Source organism: Formosa agariphila KMM 3901 (genome assembly GCF_000723205.1).
Taxonomy (GTDB): Bacteria; Bacteroidota; Bacteroidia; order Flavobacteriales; family Flavobacteriaceae; genus Formosa; species Formosa agariphila.
This window is the reverse complement of sequence record NZ_HG315671.1, coordinates 2122482-2141551: the sequence shown is the minus strand read 5'-3', so window position 1 is coordinate 2141551 and position 19070 is coordinate 2122482. Positions and strand designations below refer to the sequence as shown.

Sequence of the window (19070 nt, the reverse complement as noted above, 5' to 3'; positions counted from 1 at the left end):
CTTAACCTCAATACATATGATTCTAAAATTTAAAAAACCGCTATGAGTTTAAAATGGTATACGCTTATCGTTTTATTTCTGTTTTCTGTTTCGTTATCGGCTCAATATAACACTCTGAAATTTGAAAATATTAATGCTGTCGACGGCTTGTCTAGTGGTACCTGCTTAGATATTTTTCAGGATAAAGATGGGTATTTGTGGTTTGGAACTATTGATGGTTTAAATAAGTTTAATGGTTACGATATTGAAGTGTTTCGACCAGATGAAACAGATTCGTCCACAATTAGTAACATTAGAATTAATGCCATTACTGGAGATAAGGACGGGAATTTATGGATTGGGACCAATAATGGATTAAATGTACTGAACAAAAAAACGAATCGGTTTTCTCGTATTCAAATTTTTAAAAATATTGATTTTAGCGCTGAAAATGGTACCGTAGTTAATACATTGTTTTACGATAAATTACATCATACTGTTTGGGTAGGAACCAATTCTGGTGCTGTAAAAATTGAATTAGATCCAGATAAAGAGGCATCGTCTCCGTTTAACATATCGCATTATAAACATTCGAGTGGTAACGAGTATTCGCTAGATAATAATATTGTAAATGTTATTGTTCAGGATGAGCAAAATACCATATGGATTGGTACTAATGGGTCGTACCTTAATAAGTACAATACACAAGAGAATCATTTCGAGCGGATTTTAATAGAGCATAAAACGTCTTACGAATTAAACCATATTTCTAAAAGTATATATATTGATGCGCTAGGGGATTTTTGGATTGGAAATGACTTGGCGAATTTGGTGCATTGGGAACGAAAAAGCAATCAGTTTAATCAGGTAGCTTTAGTCGATAAACACATTCCGATAAACGATATTTATAAAGATTGCACAGGTCTCATTTGGGTGTCTACCGATGGTCACGGACTGTATTTGTTCGATGCGAATTTTAAATCCATTAAGCAACATATTGTAAATAATCCATCCGATTTATTTTCATTGCCAAACAATCAGCCTACCAAAATCTTTCAGGATAACACGGGTATATTTTGGATTGGAAGCTATAATAAAGGCGTAAGTAAACTTCAACTTTCAAAAAATGCATTCGGTCACTATTATTATCAACCTAATAATCCGAAGGGATTAAACGGCGAAATTGTACAGTCTGTATTACAGGATTCTAAACAACGTATTTGGCTAGGCGTGTATAATCAGGGACTCAATTTGTTTCATGAAAAAGCGCAGACGTTTACACATTTTACTCATAATCCTAATGACTCTAATACACTTAGCTCCAATAAAATTCTATATACTTTTGAAAGTTCCGATGGATATATTTGGATTTGCACATTCGATGGCGGATTAAATCGGTTTGATCCAGATACAGGACAAGTTAAACAGTTTATGCATCATGAATTGGATACAACTTCGCTAGCGCAGAATTCGGTTTGGACTGGGGTAGAAGATGCTGAACATAGAATTTGGGTGGGTTTAAAATCGGAAGGATTAAATCTGTATAATCCAAAAACAGAGCGTTTCCATCAGTTTAAAAATCAGTTTAATGCCGATTCAGGTTTAGCCAGTAATTTTATAGTGTCTTTATTTGTCGATTCGAAAAACCGATTGATTATAGGGACCACGCAAGGTTTAAACAGTTTAAATTTAAATACGCTAGAAGCTTTTATCCCTGAAAATATTCAGGTACAAGCGGTGAACCATCAGAACATAAAAGGGGTACGTATAAATGATATTATTGAAGATGCTTCTGGTACTATTTGGTTGGCGTCCGATAACGGATTACATAAATTCGATTCGGAATTTCAACACTTACAATCGTATACTACCAAAGATGGGTTACCGAATAATTTAATTGTAGGCCTAACAATAGACTATGCAAAACAGGTTTGGTTAATTACTAAAAGTGGTATGTCCGTTTTTAACCCAGAGACGCATCATTTTAAAAATTTCAATATTACAGATGGTTTACAAGGTTTAGAATACCAGAGTAAATCCATAGAAAAAACAACAGATGGTCGCATTTTAGCAGGAGGTTTAAACGGATTTAATGTATTTGACCCACAGTCCATTCTTTCAGATTCCATAACGTCACTTACACCAATAATTTCTAATCTTCGCCTGAATAATAGACCTGTTCACGTTGGCGATACTATAAATGGGCGTGTGTTATTAAAGCAGACTATTTCTGAAACAAACCAGATCCACTTAAACCATAACGAAAACAACATTTCATTCGATTTCGAAGCTTTGTTTTTAAACAACCCAAATCAAGTTAAATATAGATATCAGCTTGAAGGTGTAGACGACGATTTTGTTAAAGCCGGACATAATAGACAAGTTAATTATTCGAATTTACAAGCAGGCGATTACGTCTTTAAAGTAAAAGCATCTTTAGACGACTCTTGGGACGTGCAACAAGCACGTACACTACAAGTAACAGTGTCTCCGCCATTTTGGAAAACGTTGTGGGCGTATTTGGCCTATTTTGCTATAGCTTCATTATTGATTTGGGCATTTTTAAGATTGTATTCTAGAACTATTGAAGATGCACAGAAGCATAAGTTAGATTTAATGAAACTGGAGTTTTTTATTAATGTATCTCATGAATTTAGAACGCCATTAACTTTAATTTTAAATCCGTTAGATAAAATTTTAAATCATATAAAGGAAACCGATGTGGTCGAATCGTCTGCACATACAGCTCAAAGAAGCGCTAGACGTTTGTTGCATTTAATTAATCAGTTGTTAGATTATAGAAAAATGGATGCAGGAATGGCACCCTTGCAATTAGAGCGTGGAGATATAGTGGCGTTTACCGAAACTATTTTCCGACTATTTAAAGGGCTAGCAGAAACCAAGCAAATTAGCTATACGTTTCAGTCTGATGTGGCGCATTGTTCTGGAATTTACGATTTTGACAAAGTAGAGAAAATCATAACGAATTTAATTTCTAATGCGATAAAATACACCGATTATGGCGGAGACATTGCGGTGACAGTAAAATCGGTTGAATCATCGGAGAAGCCAAAAGTAAACCTTTTAAAATTTAATTCGAAATCGCTAACAGACTACGTTGAAATTAGTATTAAAGATTCGGGGCGTGGTATGAAGAAAAAGCAACTGGACCATGTGTTTTCTAGGTTTTATAATTTAGACGAAACAAAATCAGGAACGGGTATCGGACTTCATTTTACAAAAAGTTTAGTCGATATGCATCAAGGTGAAATTCTAGTACATAGCGCACCTAAAAAAGGAAGTGAATTTATAGTAAGACTACCCATTAAAACTCAAGGCAAACTCGCAAGAGTAGCGCATGAAAAAAACGAGTTTTTAATAAATTCGATGAAAGCGGTAGAATATGATGTACTGGTGTCTAATACCGAAATGGAAACGGAACAGAAAGTTTCAAATCCTGAAACGTTAAAAACACACACCGTTTTAATTGTAGAGGACAATAAGGAGCTAAGGTTACATTTAAAAGACGATTTAGAAGATTACTATAATGTAATCACGTCCGAGGATGGAAAAAAAGGATTGAAGAAAGCCTTAAAACGATATCCAGACCTTATTATTAGCGATGTTATGATGCCAAAGATGGATGGTTTTGAAATGTGTAAAGCTTTAAAATCGGATTTAGAGACGAGCCATATCCCAATTATTTTATTAACAGCACGGACAGGAGATCATGATCAAATTTCTGGTTTCGATCATGGTGCAGATGCTTATGTTCCTAAACCGTTTAAAATTGAAGTGCTACGCGCGCGGATTAAGAATTTATTAGAAGCTAAGGCAAGATTGCGTGAAAAGTTCTCTAGATTGGGTACATTACTTCCGTCAAGTGAACTTACTACAAATGCTTTAGACGAGGCTTTTTTAGAAAAAGTAACTAAAGTGGTCTTAAAGAATATTGATAATCAAGATTTTAAAATAGATGATATTCGGTCTGAAGTAGGTGTGGGACGCTCTCAATTGTTTAGAAAGATACAATCTATAACGGGAGAAAATCCGAGTACATTTATCCGTACAATCCGATTAAAATACGCCTCCGAGTTATTGCAAAACAGTGCACATTCAATTAAAGAAATTACACATATGTCTGGGTTTAGTTCCCAAACATATTTTGGTAAAACGTTTAAAGAATTATATGGTATTACACCTACAGAATACATTAACCAAAATAGAAATAAGGAATAAAAAAACACACTTTTTATGTTTTTTTAAGCGTAAGTGAGTAAACACATAAATAAAGATTTCAACGTTTATACAAGAGGCCGCCATATTAATTTATAGCGGTCTTTTTATGTTTTTGGCGTAGCTAAATCGTAATGTTTTAGGTGTTAATTCCATCCTTTTTAAAATCAAATTGAGGGATGTCTTTTTTTAATTCAAAAGACAAGTCTTGTACTACAATTATGACTCGCTATTTTACGAACCCTTAGTATTACTGATATTTTTAAGTGGTTGAACTATAAAATGGACAATAATTAGGACATATTGAACAATAGTTTAGACGTGTTCTTTAACTGAAAAACTAATTTTAGGGTATCGAAATAATTCCAAAGACAAACTCAAAAATTAAACATAAAAGCATGGACATTTTTAGGAACACCATAACTGTATTAAGTGCAGTTTATATACTGTGTAGTTGTAACCAATCGGAAAAAGTATCGGGAACTTTAGAGGTAGATAAAATTCTAAAAGCTAATACCGAAAAAATTAGTGAAGCAACTAGTACATTAAAAGCGCGTGACAGTTTTCCAAGAACAATTCTTAAAGGAGAAACGCAATGGGAATTGGTTGGAGTTCGGGATTGGTGTAGTGGCTTTTGGCCTGGGGTTTTATGGTATGCATACGAATTTTCTGAAGATGAAAACTTGAAACAAGTGGCTCAGGAATTTACCGAACCTATTAAAACTATAGCGTATTCAAAGGCCTTAGATCATGATATCGGATTTCAGGTGTATTGTAGTTTTGGGAATGGGTACCGATTAACCGGAAACGAAGCCTATAAAACGGTTATGCTTGCCGCTGCAGATACGTTAGCAACATTGTATAATCCTAAAGTGGGAAGTATTCATTCTTGGCCTAGTAAACCGCAATATCCACACAATACCATTATTGATAACATGATTAATTTGGAGTTGCTGTTTTGGGCATCGAAAAACGGTGGGTCAAAAAGATTATATGATATCGCAGAAAGTCATGCCGAAGTCACTATGAAAAATTTGGTTAGACCAGATTATTCTACGTATCATTTAGGATCTTTCAATAACGAAACAGGCGAATTTATTCGTGGGGTTGCTCACCAAGGGTATGCCGACGATTCTATGTGGGCACGCGGACAAACTTGGGGGATATATGGTTTTGCTTTTTCGTATCGAGAAACAGGTCGAAAAGACTTTTTAGAAACGTCTATTAAGTTAGCCGATAAATATCTGGAACGCTTACCAAAAGACGGGATTCCGTTTTGGGATTTTGATGATCCAAAAATTCCTAATGCGCCAAAAGATGCTTCGGCGGCGGCAGTTGCGGCTTGTGGTATGTTAGAATTATCGACTTTAGTCGAAGACAAGCAATTACAAGAAAAATATTTTAATGAAGCTAAACGCTTTTTAACAATGCTTTCTTCAGATGCTTACTCAAGCAATGCTACTAATCAGTCACTACTACTACATTCTACGGGGCATCATCCACGTAATTCAGAAATTGATGCGTCAATCGTTTATGCAGATTATTATTATATGGAAGCGTTACTCAAGTTGAAAAAATTAGAAGATAAAAACAAATAAACCGATTCAAGTTGACTTTAAATGGGGATTAAAAACAAAATTACATATCGAATTATTTTGCTACTGTTGGCAATTGGAGTAGTGCTATCCTGTGAACCAAAATCAGAGCGTATTGAGGTCGATTCTCTTCAAGAATTCGCTAAATATATAACGCAAGATGATGTAGTTGTTACATTAAAACCTGGGGTTTATGTATTAAATGATACAACTTTAAGTAAGCGTATACTGCTTAAAAAATATAAAGATGGTAAACCAAGTATAGATTACCCTATTAGTAGTTTGCTTCATTTTTCTGGGAATGGTAGTCGATATATTTTAAATGATGTTGTAATTAATATCGATACGCATTTGCATCAAGCTTTTGGTCAGGATCATATTTTTGAAATTTTCGTTAGCGGAAATCACAATGTTATCGAAGGTTTAGAAGTTCGAGATTTAGGTGAAGAGATACCGCTTCGTGGTGCTATTATGATGCATGTTATGGGCGACGGAAATACCATTAGCAATGTTCAATTACATATTAAAGGTTCGTATCCGTATGGATATGGCCATTTGTTGGGGAAAGGGGCTAATCCGATAGTAAAACCACAAAAACATTCCTCGTTACTCGTGTCTGGGAAAGATACCAAATTGTTGGGGTGTAAGGTGATTACTAGAGGTTTTGGTCATGGTATCGTGATGCAAGGCGCATACAATACGTATATAAAAGACTGTTATGTTGAAGGCGAGATGCGTACAACAAACGCCATGCTTTCAGAAACATCTGGTCCTGCTTTCGACTCGGAGTTTAAAAGTGATTATCCGCCAGGAAAAATAATGCCTAACGAAATTAAATCGCTGTCTGAAGACGGTGTAAGATCGTATCCGTATGGGTATTTGGTAGGACGGAAAACAGAGCATATTACAGTGATAAATACCACAGTTAAAAACATGCGCTCCGGATTTGATTTGAGTGCACATATAGGTGAAACGTTTATTGACGGTTGTACCGCTATCGGTAATCAGGAAAAAGGCTATTCTGTGTCTAAAAATGCTGTGATTAAAGATTCTAAAGGAGATGCAATGTATGGTCCGCTTCTAAGCTTTCATGGCAATACTACCGAAAATTGCGAAGTAGAATTGCAATTAATGCACCCCGTAGGAGAATATCCTGTTCAGCGTTTAGCAGAACTGAATGGAACTGGACATAAAATCACGTTGTCAAATTTTGAAGACAAATCAAGAGCGACTCTAACACCTATCGTTTTTGGCGAATCGTTTTGGTCTGATGTGCATCGTTACAGATATCCTGATAAAGATGCTAAAGCCTTTTCAGGAGCATATAATATTACATTAATCAACAAAACAGGAATGCCGATTGTTTTTGAAAAACTATCGCAACATAATGCAGTGATTTCTAATGGCGAAATGCTTAAAGATTTAGGAGTCGATAATACGTTTAAACACAGTGTAGACCATGAGTAAAATTATAAAATATAGCATATATACTTTGGTAAGTTTGGGGTCATTGTGTATGTATTCCCAAAATGAAGCAGATATTGCTTCGAGTCATTTTTCAACCACCAATTGGATTGTACTCATAGTGTTTTTATTGGGGACAACCCTTGTTGGGGAATTGGTTAAAAATAAAGACAAAGGTTTAGATGCTTTTTTTAAAGGTGGAAATAATTTACCATGGTGGGCAGTTTCATTATCGTTAATTGCTACAAAAACCAGTGTAGCTACCTTTATTGCCGTTCCTGCATTTGTGTTTTCCATGAATGGAAACTTAACGTATTTACAAATGACGATTGGTTTCGCTCTAGGTAACATTTTGTTTGTATACGTGTTATTAAAAGAATATTACGAAGAAGGCATTTTTAGTCCGTATGACTTTATACAAAACCGCTTGGGTGTAAAAGTGAGTCAGTTATCGCGAACGTTTTTTATGGTTGGTGCGACTATGAGTCAAGGTGTACGCTTATTGGGTACAGCTTTAGTATTAAGTGTTATTACGGGGCAAAGTACTGTAGTTTGTATTGGAATAATTGCCTTATTTGCCGTGATCTGGTCTTATATTGGAGGGATTACTACAGTAGTTTGGACAGATGCCATTCAGTTTGTCATTTTTATTTTTGGTGCCTGTTTTGCATTGTTTTATGCCATTGGAGATATACCTGGAGGTTTTGGAGAAATGATGGCTATAGCCGATGAAAAAGCCAAATTGGTAATTTTAGATTTATCTCTAGATCCGCATAAGACCTATACGTTATGGGTTGGAATTTTAGGCTGTACGTTTTTCGAATTTGGGTCTAATGCCGTCGATCAGGTGGTGACTCAAAGAGCTTTGTGTTGTAAAAACCTGAAGGAAGCGAGAAAAGCGGTTGCTTTTTCTGTGATTGGAGTAGCAACCACTTGGATTATGGCTTTTGTAGGTATTGCTTTGGTTGCGTATTATAACATCAATCCGTTGTCCGACATTGTTCAGGCTTCAATCAGTTCAGAACCCGATAGAATTTTTCCTTATTATGTGGTAAACGAATTGCCAAACGGGATTTCTGGTTTAATTATAGCCGCCATGTTTGCCGCAGGTATTTCCACCTTGGATTCTGCTTTAACAGCACTGTCGCAAACTAGTGTTATGGGAGTGGGCTCTTTAATATTTCCTAAATTAAAAACCATGGACGAGACTAAAGTGGTCAAAATATCTAAGATAGCAATAATCGTTTGGGGCGTGATTTTAGCATGTTTAGCGTATGCCTTTAGCTTCTTTCAAGATGGGGGCTTATTGGCTTTAGGTTTTAAAGTGCCAGGATATGCCTATGGGAGTTTAATCGGAATTGCTTTTTTAGCGTTAATGCGGAAAGGAAATTTTATAGGAATTATGGCAGGATCTATGCTCGCTATTGTGGCTATAGCAGCCATGCATTACGATGGTGTTAGTTTTTTCTGGTGGTTCCCCGTTGGGGCTATAATCGTGATTATAGTCGCCTTAATACAATCAAAATTTAGTTCAAATACAATATAAATCTACCTTTTAGAGTAGATTTTAAAATAATCAAAAACATACATTTATAATGAAAACATTCAATACAACAAAAATAGAAGGATACGATGTTATAGTCGTGGGCGGAGGCGTTTCTGGAAGTCATGCGGCTATCGCTTCAGCTAAAACCGGAGCTAAAACCTTATTGATAGAGCAATTTGGATTTTTAGGAGGCTCGTTAACAGCGATGGGTGTAGGCCCAATGATGACTTTTCACAATCGTGCTGGTCAGCAATTGGTTTTTGGTAGCCCAAATGAAATGGTAAGCAGATTAGTGGCTAAAGGCGCAAGTCCGGGGCATATTTTAGATGGTACAGGTTATTGTTCTACAGTGACACCATTTGATGCCGAAATGTTGAAAGTGACGCTAGAGGATATGGTGATTGAAGCTGGTGCAGAAATATTGTATCACACAAGACTTATCGATATTGAAAAAGAAGGCCGAGCTATTACCTCTGTTTTTATTCATAACAGAGGAGGCATTCAAGAAATTCCAGCCAAGGTGTTTGTCGATGCGAGTGGAGATAGTGAAATAGTAAAGTTGTCTGGTGTACCGTTTACAGAAGGGCGTCCAGAAGACAACAAATCGCAACCCATGACCACTAATATTAAAGTCGGGAATGTAAACACCGAAAAACTTCGTGAATACATGGTTAATAATTGGGATCAGTTTGATGCAGAAGAACGTACTGCCGATAAAGCCGAAATTCTGAAGAAAACCAAACGTATCTCTACATGGGGTTTTTATGATTTATGGAATAAAGCAAAAGCTAAAGGTGAGGTTACAGTACCTAGAGACAATGTGTTGTTTTTTGAAACCAATACCGAAGGCGAATTTATTTTTAATACCTCTCGCGTACTTGGTTTTGACCCTTTAAATCCATTCGATTTAAGTAAGGCAGAAACTATGGGACGTAAACAATGTGTAGAAATTTTTAACTTCCTTAGAAACTATGCACCAGGCTTTGAAAATGCCACTTTTGTAAGTACAGCACCACATATTGGGATTAGAGAATCGCGTCATCCACATGCTAAATATGTGCTTTGCGCAGAAGATTTAGTCAATGAAGTGAAATTTAAAGAGCCGATTGCTGTTGGTGGTTATCCTTTAGATATTCATTCTCCGGATGGAGGAAATACAGATACTGTGCATTTAAAAGATGAAGGGGCATATTACATTCCTAAAGACTCTTTGTTAACCAATGAAGTTGATAATTTGGTGCTTTCAGGGCGAGCTATTGGAGCCGATCATCATGCCAGTGCCGGATTACGAGTTACACCTATTGCCATGGCTATTGGCCAAGGGGCAGGAACTATTGCAGGTTTATCTGTGATGGAACATGTATCGCCTAACGATTTAGATTATGGTAAATTAAAACAAGAACTTGAAAATCATGGTGCTTATTTGGGAAGCTAAAACATAATCAATTAAATATCAATTCATGAAAACCAAAAACTTAATTCTTTTAGTTGGTATTCTTTTCAACATGTCCGCTGTGGCTAGTGAAACGTATCACAATATAATTTTAAGTAGTACACAGCAGTCGAAAGCAGCGAAGGTTAATGAAACCATTACATATACATTTGAAATTAATAACGTTGATGATACGGAACAAGTATATCATATTCAAATTATAAACCCGAGGACTTTAGCATGTCAGGTTACTTTAAAAGATACTTTAGTTACTGTTAAAAGCAATCAAGTGTATCACGGAGCGTTTTTAGTCCGAGTTAGTGATGGAATACCTGTTGGCGGACAAGAAACAATTTTTTTAGATATAAAAAATGAAGCGAATACACGTATTGAAACTTTAGAATTTATTACGGTACGGTATAAACCACATCCATTTCTTTTGGTAACCGATGAGATTTTAGAGGAGGCTAAAGAAAAGGTAAAAAATGTAGATTGGGCAAAGCAAAATCTAGAAGAACTTATCGCTTTTGCGAATGCTTATTACGTTCCAGAACGTAAGGTGGTAGATAAACCAAGACCGGTTAAGCGTTGGAAAAGTTTAGCTTATAAAGCAGCAGATGGTGAAGATCTTTTTAAAGTAGCACTTGCCTATAAATTTACAGGAAATACAACGTATTTAAAAAAAGTGATCCAGCTTGTTAATGATGTTTGCGACCCGGAAGAAGGCTATCTGTCTCTAGGTGCCGCAACTACAGGCGTTCAGGTCCATGAAGGATTCTTTTTTATGTATTTGGCATTAACCTGCGATATTTTATATGGTGAAGATGTCTTGTCTGATATAGAACGTCAACATATTGAACAATCCATGCGTCTGTACTTAAAACAAGACAAATCTCATATGGATCCTATCGGGATTATGAACCATCAAGCGAGTGCCAATGTTGGGGCTGTAATCACGTCTCTTTTTCTTCAAGATATGACTGCAGTGAATCATTTTGTAAAAAGCGATGGCGGACTTATAGATCAAATGACCAAAGGGATTATGGCAGATGGTTGGTGGTTTGAAGGTACTCCTGGCTATTGTTATTTGGTAACAGAAAGATTTTGTCTTACTGCTCAAGCTTTCGAAAATTACGGATGGAATTTATACGACAGACGTTTTCCTATGCGATTTAAAAGTAAAGATTTCGAAAACGCCAAAGAAGGTTACACGGGAATGAAGTTCGATATTTGGGGCCCTACAGGTAGCAGTACCAGAGGACTTAAAGAGATGGTGAACGCTTATATTCCTATGATGGATGAAGAGGCCAATTTAATTCCTAATAACGACGGAACCGTTTCAAAACCTCATGAGTTTTATGAGTTGGCTTACAGACATTTTAAAAATGACGATTTAGCATGGGTAATCAGCAAATCTAAAAGAGACAGTTGGGAATCGTTATTATATGGTGTTGCAGAACTTCCGGAAGTAAAAGACCCTAGATCAGAATCGGAATATGTGTCTAATGTTGGTTTGGTAGCCTTGCGTTCTCAACCAAAAAATAAAATCCCAGAAGAACAAATTCAAGCCTATTATAAATTTGGAACACATGGCGGATGGCACGGGCATTTAGATAGAACCGGAATGATTGCTTTAAACCGTTACGGGCATAAGTATTTTGGAACCGAAATGGTGTGGTTTGGCTATGGCGATCCGGGGTATAAAGAGAGTGTTCAAGCATCGGCAACACACAATATGGTTGTTATTGATGGTTTACAACAAGAAGCTGTACCATCAGAACAACTATTGTTTTATAAAGGCGATATCATGCAAGCCACTGTGGTGCAAACAAAAGCCCGATGGAGAAGAATTCCCATTTTTAATAAAGACCTATTTCCACCATGGAATGATTTCGATATTGAACCTGGTTTTGAACCTGTATTACAAAGACGTTTGTCTGTGGTAACAACTGATTATGTTGTGATTGTTGACTATATGCAGGCGCCTCAAAAACATACTTACGATTGGATGTTACATCCTGTTGGATTTCAGTCTATAGATGGTGTCACAACAAAAGGCGGTGTCAAACCTACGTGGAGTGAGGATTTAAATTCTCAATATAAATACTTTACAAGCGCACAATGGTATACATCAAATAAAACGAAAAAAGTCAAGTTTCAAGAACACGATATGAAGTTAGATGTCCATACCCTTTGGCCAAAAAAAGCGGATGTTGTTGTGGCGAGTTATCCCAATGGTGGTAAGCAACGAGGCATTAGGAACAATCCAAATCGCGCAACTTATGGCGTTCGAGTATCGGGTAAAGAAGCGCAGTTTTTAACGGTTCTAGAACCATATAAAAACGCGTCTGCAATTTCTAAGATAGTATCGAAAAATGAAAATGAACTCACAGTGTTTCTGAAAGATGGAAGGAAGCAAAGTGTTTTTATAGAGCATATTAAAGATGCAAATATAAAAATCACTATTAAAGAGTATGTGAATGATGAGTTAGTTGCTACAAATCAGGCTCTAGCGACAACGAACTAATTTTATAAATAATACACTCATTTTAAGGTGTATTCATCTATAACAAAAGACAGTTAAAACATGAAAAAAATAATTAGCCTTGTGTTTATAATCATGGTTGTGTTTACAGCACAAGCCAATACGATAACAAAAGATACCATTTTTATAAAATCGGTAAAAGAATTAGCTAAATATGCTAAAAAGAGTAATGTGTTGGTTAAAATGAAACCTGGCGGATACGCTATAACTTCTATTAAAATAGGCGAACTAAGTATCTTTAAATATGGTGAGAATAATAAGAAGAAAGGCGATTTCCGTATTGGTTCTCTTATCCATTTCTCGGGCGATAATAGTCAGTATTTTCTAACCGGAGTGACTCTTAATATTGATGGTAAACTACATGATAATTACCCTAAAAGTGAGTTTAGTGAGTTTTTAGTCAGTGGAAACAACAATTATATAGAAGGCTTAAAAGGAAAAGATATTGGTAATCATGTGCCAGCTCATCGTGTTCAAATGTTACGCGTTATGGGAGATGATAATATCATTAAAGCTGCCGATTTATTTGTGCATGGATCTTATCCGTATGGGTATGGTCATTTGTTAGGAAAAGGAGGCAATGCTTTGGTGAAAACTCAAAAACATTCGGTGTTACTAGTAGAAGGCACGAATACGCAATTATTGGGATGTAAAGTGGTGTCTCATGCATTTGGTCATGGTATTTTTATGCAAGGCGCGGTAAATACGTTATTACAAGATTGCTATGTAGAAGGTAAAATGAGGTCAACCAATGAAATGCTTGCAGAAACTTCTGGTCCTGCATTTAGTGTAGGTTTTAAAAGTGATTATCCGCCTGGAGTCATTCTGCCAAACGAAATAAAATCCTTATCAGAAGATGGTATTAGAACCTATCCTTCAGGAGGTTTAAGTGGTAGACGAACTCAAGGCGTAACGGTTATTAATTGTACCGTTAAAAATATGCGTTCTGGTTTCGATTTAAGTGCCAACTTACCACCAACTAAAATTGTAGGTTCAACCGCAATTGGGTGTCAGGAAAAAGGATTTTCTGTGGGTGATCACGGCGTTATAGAAAACTCTAAAGGCGATGCTTTATATGGTCCGCTAATTACTTTTGTGGGTAATGATATAAAAAACTGTACAATTGATTTAGAATTAACCGATGCAGTAAGTGATTACAAGGTATCACGTTTGGCGGAAATTAATGGTTCAGGTCACCATATTACGATTCGTAATTATCAGAATAAAAAACGTAGTGTTGAGACTCCAATCGTTTTTGGTGAATCGTTTTGGGATGATGTACATCGCTATAGGAACCCAGATAAACCTAGTGGAACTTATGCTGGAGCGAAGAATATTCAGCTATTTAATTACACAGGAATGCCAGTGAAGTTGAACGATTTATCTGTGAATTGTACAGTGACAAATTCAGAAGAAAAAAGCAAAGTTCTAAATGCCGGTGTAGGTGGAAATAACACGAATGACTTGCTAAAACGAGTAGATAAAGATGTGATTGCAAAGACCCCAGATGTAGTGATTATGATGGTTGGAACAAACGATATGTTGAATTCTAAAAAAATGATTGATTATAATACTTACACCGCTAATCTAGACACATTAATTAAAAAAATAAAATCGAGTGGAAGCGAGTTGGTTTTAATGAGTCCTATACCAGTAGATAGTATTTATTTATTTACCAGACATAAAAAAGTGTTGTTTTCAGATACACCAAATACCAAAATAGATGAGGTTGGTAAAATTGTTAAAACTTTAGCTTCAGAACATAATGTTCGTATTTACGATTTAAATGCTGAATTTAAAGCATTAAACTTACCTATACATAATCAAGATATGATGATAAGGAACGTTAAAAATAGTGGTAAAAAAGATGGAGTACATCCCACGGCCTTAGGCTACCGATTTATAGCAGAACATGTGTATTACTATCTTAAAGTACATCAGCTTTTAAAAGATGACCAAAAAATAATATGTTTTGGAGATTCTATTACAAGAGGAGGAGGGCAAGGAGCGAATTATCCAGCATATTTAAACGCATTAATAGCACAGTAAATTAAGAGTTTGTAAAATGGTGTTTGCACTAAATCTTTTTGGTTTTTGCAGTAGCTTTAAGTCTTTTACTGTTGAAATGCCTTAAAAAAGTTCATAGTTTATAGAGAATGAACCTTGATTTATGCATGAAAAATTAAATCATATTTATTTTTATATAAAAATAATTAAGACCATATGAAATTAATCAGATTGTATTTTTTAAGCTTGTCGTTTATCATTTTGTTTGCATCATGTCAGGAGACTTCAAAAAAAGTAGAACAAGAAACTGTAGAAGTTCAAGAGGAATTTATAACAGTACATACGCTTTCAGATTTTAAAAAGTACATCGATAAGGATGGTGTTAAAATCAAATTAGCTCCAGGAAATTATCAAATCGATCAAGCTGAAAGTATACGATTTATTGCCATTACAGGAAATCATTCACATTACGATTTAACAGGAGCGCGTTTTATGGTAGATACTAAACTTTTTAGTCGTACCGATTTAGCAAAAAGCGACGATGGTAACAGTATGTATTGTGCCATCGAAATTTCAGGAAACCATACCACTTTCGAGGGTTTGTATATTGAAACTTATGGCGGTGCATCAGGTTTACAGAGTAAAAATAAAATATTTAATATCGTAGGGGAACATGTCGTACTTAAAGACGTTGAGGTCCGTACTTCGGGTTCTAATCCATGGGGATATGGCTATTTATACGGTTTAGGGGGAGGCGATGTTAGAAAAATGAATGGTATTCGTGTTGGATATCCTGCTAAAAATGTGACGCTTATTGGTTGTAAAGTGCATATGCGTGCTATGGGGCATGCCATCTTTTTGCAAGGCGCAGAAAACACCTTGGTAGAAGATTGCCACGTAGATGGTTTACTGCGTACTACAGATGCTATTTTAGCAGAAACTTCTGGTTATGGTTTTGATAGAGATTTTTATGCTCAGAAACCCAGGCATCCACATAAAAAAGGATACGTAGAAGGTACCGTTATTGGGCTTGATGGAAAGATTCTACCAGACGAAATAGTGTCTTTAAGCGAGGACGGAATACGTTTATATCCTGAGTATAATGGGCATCCCACTTTAAATACAACGATAAAGGATTGTACGGTTTTTCAGATGAGAAGAGGAATTTGTACCGGTCTAAATACTTCTGGAGATAAAGTTATAAACTGCGAAGTTCGCGACTGTGTTACAACAGGGTATAATGTAGGTAACGAAGATACAGTTATTAATAGTCGTGCCAATGCCAAGTATGGTGAAGCTTTTGGTGTGCCTTATACCGATGCTAAAAATGCCAATGTTGAAATACATATACTCGATAGCCGAAATGGTATGGCAAATAGCATGTTGGCTAAGATTAATGGGACGGGGCACAATATTGTAGTAAAAACGAGTAATGATGATTTTATTCCAGAAGACATGGTCATAAAACTTTCGGTTTGGGAAGGCTATGGTAATTATAACCCCAAAGCTACCATGCATGCTACAGCTATTAAACTTGAAAATGACACCAAAGCAAAGGTGTTAACATATTCAGGAACCACTAATTTAGAAGCAGAAAGCAAAGGAGAAGTTATTGATTTAACTCCTGAAAAAGATTAATGCCGTTCAGAACATAAAACATTCTTTATGCATACAAATAGACATGTTTTAGTGCTATAAAACTAAGGGAGTATGCGTTAGGGTTTTCAATAAAAATTAGAAGTAAAGCTTTAACCATGAACCGAATTAAACCACACGTATTGTTTTTAATTGTAGTACTTTTAGTGTCGAGTTTCATGGAGTAACAAGACAAGAGTAAACCGTATTCGTTAGATTTTAGTCACTATTTGGCAGTGGCTAATTCTGATAGTGTAAGTCCTACGAGCGACCAATTACAGATGTTGCGAGTTGTTGTTCCTGAAACGTAATATCCGTTTCCTGAGGGGTGTTCCCAATATTGGTCAAAACTTTTAAACTCATCTGTCAGTGGCTGATATGGTCCTGCATACTGGTAAAATAAAGGCACATTTCCGTGTCTATTTATTCTTCAGATGCACTACAGTTAATTAGACTTAAACATACAAGTGTTAGGGCGTAATTCTTTAACTATTTTATCGTCATAAGATTTTTAAAATTAGTTTTTGTTACAGCTTTAAAGTAGTGTTATCTAATGTATTGTAGTTAAGTGTTAGAAATAAAGAAATTCATTTAACGGTTGAAAAGAAATTAAAAACCAATTGAAATGTAAGTCTACATGTGTAAATGAGATGTCAGAAAGACTTGAATTAATACAGGTTCTTAATTTGGTAATGATAGATAAATAGTTAGTTTTATAAAAGGTGTTATAGCTAACACAAAATATATTTTAACTTATTATGACAAACACCAACCTGAAAACATTTTTAGCCTCAAGTCTTGATATCGACGAAACAGAAATTCTTTCTGTAATTGAAACATTAAAGATTAAAAAGGTTAAAAAAGATGAATTTCTTTTGCGTGCTAACGAACATTGTAAACACACATTTTTTGTGGAACAGGGGTTGTTACGACAATATTCCATTGATAAAAAAGGAAAGGAACATGTACTTTCTTTTGCTCCAGAAGATTGGTTTGTAACCGATAGAGAGAGTTCTTATTTTAATGCGCCTTCTGCGTACTTTATACAAGCTTTAGAAGATAGTGAAGTTGTAATAATTGATGAGAGTTTTGTGCAATTGCTATCAGATAAAATTAAAACTTTCACCGATTTTAATAATAGATTACTCCATAATCATATTCGTCATTTGCAGAATAGAATTAATCTACTATTGAGTACGTCGGCAGAAGATAGGTATTTACAGTTTGTAAAAATGTATCCCGATATACTTTTAAGAGTACCACAAACTATGGTAGCATCTTATTTAGGAATTACACCAGAGAGTTTAAGTCGCGTCCGTAAAGCACTGTCGCGAAAAAACTTTAAGGGTTAGGTTCTTACCATAGGTCAATGCATAACAGTATTCTCAATTGTAAATTTGTGATATAAAAATTAATACTTATGAAAACTAAAACAGTAGAATTAGTAGCAAGTCCAAAAGAACCACATTTTGTTGGCGATGGATTTAGAGTTCACAATTTTATCCCAAGCGGATTTAGATTGGATATGCAACGTATGACCCCGTTTATTTTATTAGATTATAATTCAACATATAATTTTCCGCCCTCAAAGACACCTAAAGGCGTTGGCGTACATCCGCACCGAGGTTTCGAAACGGTTACTATTGCCTATAAAGGTAAAGTGGCACATCACGATAGCAGTGGTGGAGGTGGCGTTATTGGAGAAGGTGATGTGCAATGGATGACTGCAGCAAGTGGTGTTCTTCATAAAGAATATCACGAAGAGGAATGGAGTAAAACAGGTGGCGATTTTCAAATGGTTCAACTTTGGGTGAACTTACCTAAAAAGGATAAAATGAGCGCTCCTAAATATCAGGCCATTAAACATGCCGATATTAAACGCTATAATTTAGAAGATGGTGCAGGAACAATAGAAGTTATTGCTGGCGAATACAATAGTACAAAAGGCGTGGCATCAACTTTTACGCCAATCCATATGTTTAATGCTAAATTGAATACAGGAGGAAAGGCTGATTTTAAATTTCCGGCAAATTTCAATACCGTACTTCTTGTGTTGGAAGGTAATATTGTAATTAATGGTACCGAACAAGTACCAACAGACCATTTAGCGCTTATGGCAAATGATGGAGAAACCTTTAAAATTGAAGCAACAACTAATGCGGTTATTTTAGTTTTAAGTGGCGAACCTATTAATGAGCCAATTGAGGCACACGGTCCTTTTGTTATGAATACAAAAGAAGAACTAAAAGAAGCTTTCAACGATTTCAATAATGGGAAGTTTGGTTATTTAGAAGAATAATTTCAAATGTATGTTTTAATGAAGTTATAAACTTAAATGTGTAGGAAACTGTGCGTTTAAAAATTCTTAAATATTTAAACATTGATTAAGCTTATAAAATCAAAAACAATGATTTTATAAGCTTTTTTATATGGTTATTTTGATGATGTAAGTGTGTGAAAAAATAACTTCAAATGCAGGTGGTATCCGACTTTTAAAGGATATAATACGTAAAAACCAAGTCAATCTATAGAGTAGGTCTATTTAGGATTTAACAAATAATCATATCATAAAATGTAAAAATATGTTTTTTGACTTTGTTTATTTAGTTAATGGGTAAAAAGGAAAGTAAG

11 protein-coding genes are annotated in these 19070 nt (G+C 35.5%); 10 read left to right on the top strand and 1 reads right to left on the bottom strand.

Going from position 1 to position 19070, the window contains the following annotated elements; all coding sequences use genetic code 11:
* The first annotated feature begins 42 nt into the window (after window positions 1-42).
* The 8 genes from BN863_RS09325 to BN863_RS09290 all read left to right on the top strand — a co-directional run bounded on the left by BN863_RS09325 (window position 43) and on the right by BN863_RS09290 (window position 16442).
* On the top strand, window positions 43-4218 hold the full coding sequence (locus BN863_RS09325) for a hybrid sensor histidine kinase/response regulator transcription factor (protein ID WP_038529844.1): 4176 nt from the start codon (window positions 43-45) through the stop codon (window positions 4216-4218).
* 395 nt (window positions 4219-4613) lie between these two features.
* On the top strand, window positions 4614-5813 hold the full coding sequence (locus BN863_RS09320; RefSeq protein WP_038529842.1) for a glycoside hydrolase family 88 protein: 1200 nt from the start codon (window positions 4614-4616) through the stop codon (window positions 5811-5813).
* 21 nt (window positions 5814-5834) lie between these two features.
* Complete coding sequence (locus tag BN863_RS09315; protein ID WP_148304597.1) at window positions 5835-7277, top strand: hypothetical protein; 1443 nt, start codon at window positions 5835-5837, stop codon at window positions 7275-7277.
* A complete protein-coding gene (locus tag BN863_RS09310; RefSeq protein ID WP_084817508.1) occupies window positions 7270-8820 on the top strand; it encodes a sodium:solute symporter family transporter in 1551 nt (516 codons plus the stop codon). Before BN863_RS09315 ends, BN863_RS09310 begins: the two co-directional genes overlap by 8 nt.
* 49 nt (window positions 8821-8869) lie before the next feature.
* The gene (locus tag BN863_RS09305) at window positions 8870-10255 is read left to right on the top strand and encodes an FAD-dependent oxidoreductase (protein WP_051774664.1); all 1386 of its coding nucleotides are present in this window, start codon (window positions 8870-8872) and stop codon (window positions 10253-10255) included.
* A gap of 25 nt (window positions 10256-10280) precedes the next feature.
* Window positions 10281-12779: a hypothetical protein gene (locus BN863_RS09300; protein WP_038529836.1), complete on the top strand. Its 2499-nt coding sequence runs from the start codon at window positions 10281-10283 to the stop codon at window positions 12777-12779.
* Window positions 12780-12839: 60 nt separating this feature from the next.
* Window positions 12840-14846: an SGNH/GDSL hydrolase family protein gene (locus BN863_RS18025; protein ID WP_084817507.1), complete on the top strand. Its 2007-nt coding sequence runs from the start codon at window positions 12840-12842 to the stop codon at window positions 14844-14846.
* Window positions 14847-15020: 174 nt separating this feature from the next.
* Window positions 15021-16442, top strand: a complete 1422-nt coding sequence (locus tag BN863_RS09290) for a hypothetical protein (RefSeq protein WP_038529834.1) — start codon at window positions 15021-15023, stop codon at window positions 16440-16442.
* A 223-nt stretch (window positions 16443-16665) separates the two neighbouring features.
* Here BN863_RS09290 and BN863_RS18385 read toward each other — a convergent pair whose 3' ends face one another.
* On the bottom strand, window positions 16666-16848 hold the full coding sequence (locus BN863_RS18385) for a hypothetical protein (RefSeq protein WP_148304596.1): 183 nt from the start codon (window positions 16846-16848) through the stop codon (window positions 16666-16668).
* A gap of 349 nt (window positions 16849-17197) precedes the next feature.
* Here BN863_RS18385 and BN863_RS09285 point away from each other — a divergent pair, with 349 nt between their 5' ends.
* Window positions 17198-17791 (top strand): Crp/Fnr family transcriptional regulator, encoded by a 594-nt coding sequence (locus BN863_RS09285; protein WP_038529832.1) that lies wholly within the window; start codon window positions 17198-17200, stop codon window positions 17789-17791.
* Between the two features lie 68 nt (window positions 17792-17859).
* Window positions 17860-18738, top strand: coding sequence for a pirin family protein (locus BN863_RS09280; RefSeq protein WP_038529830.1), 879 nt, complete (start codon window positions 17860-17862; stop codon window positions 18736-18738).
* Window positions 18739-19070: the final 332 nt, after the last annotated feature.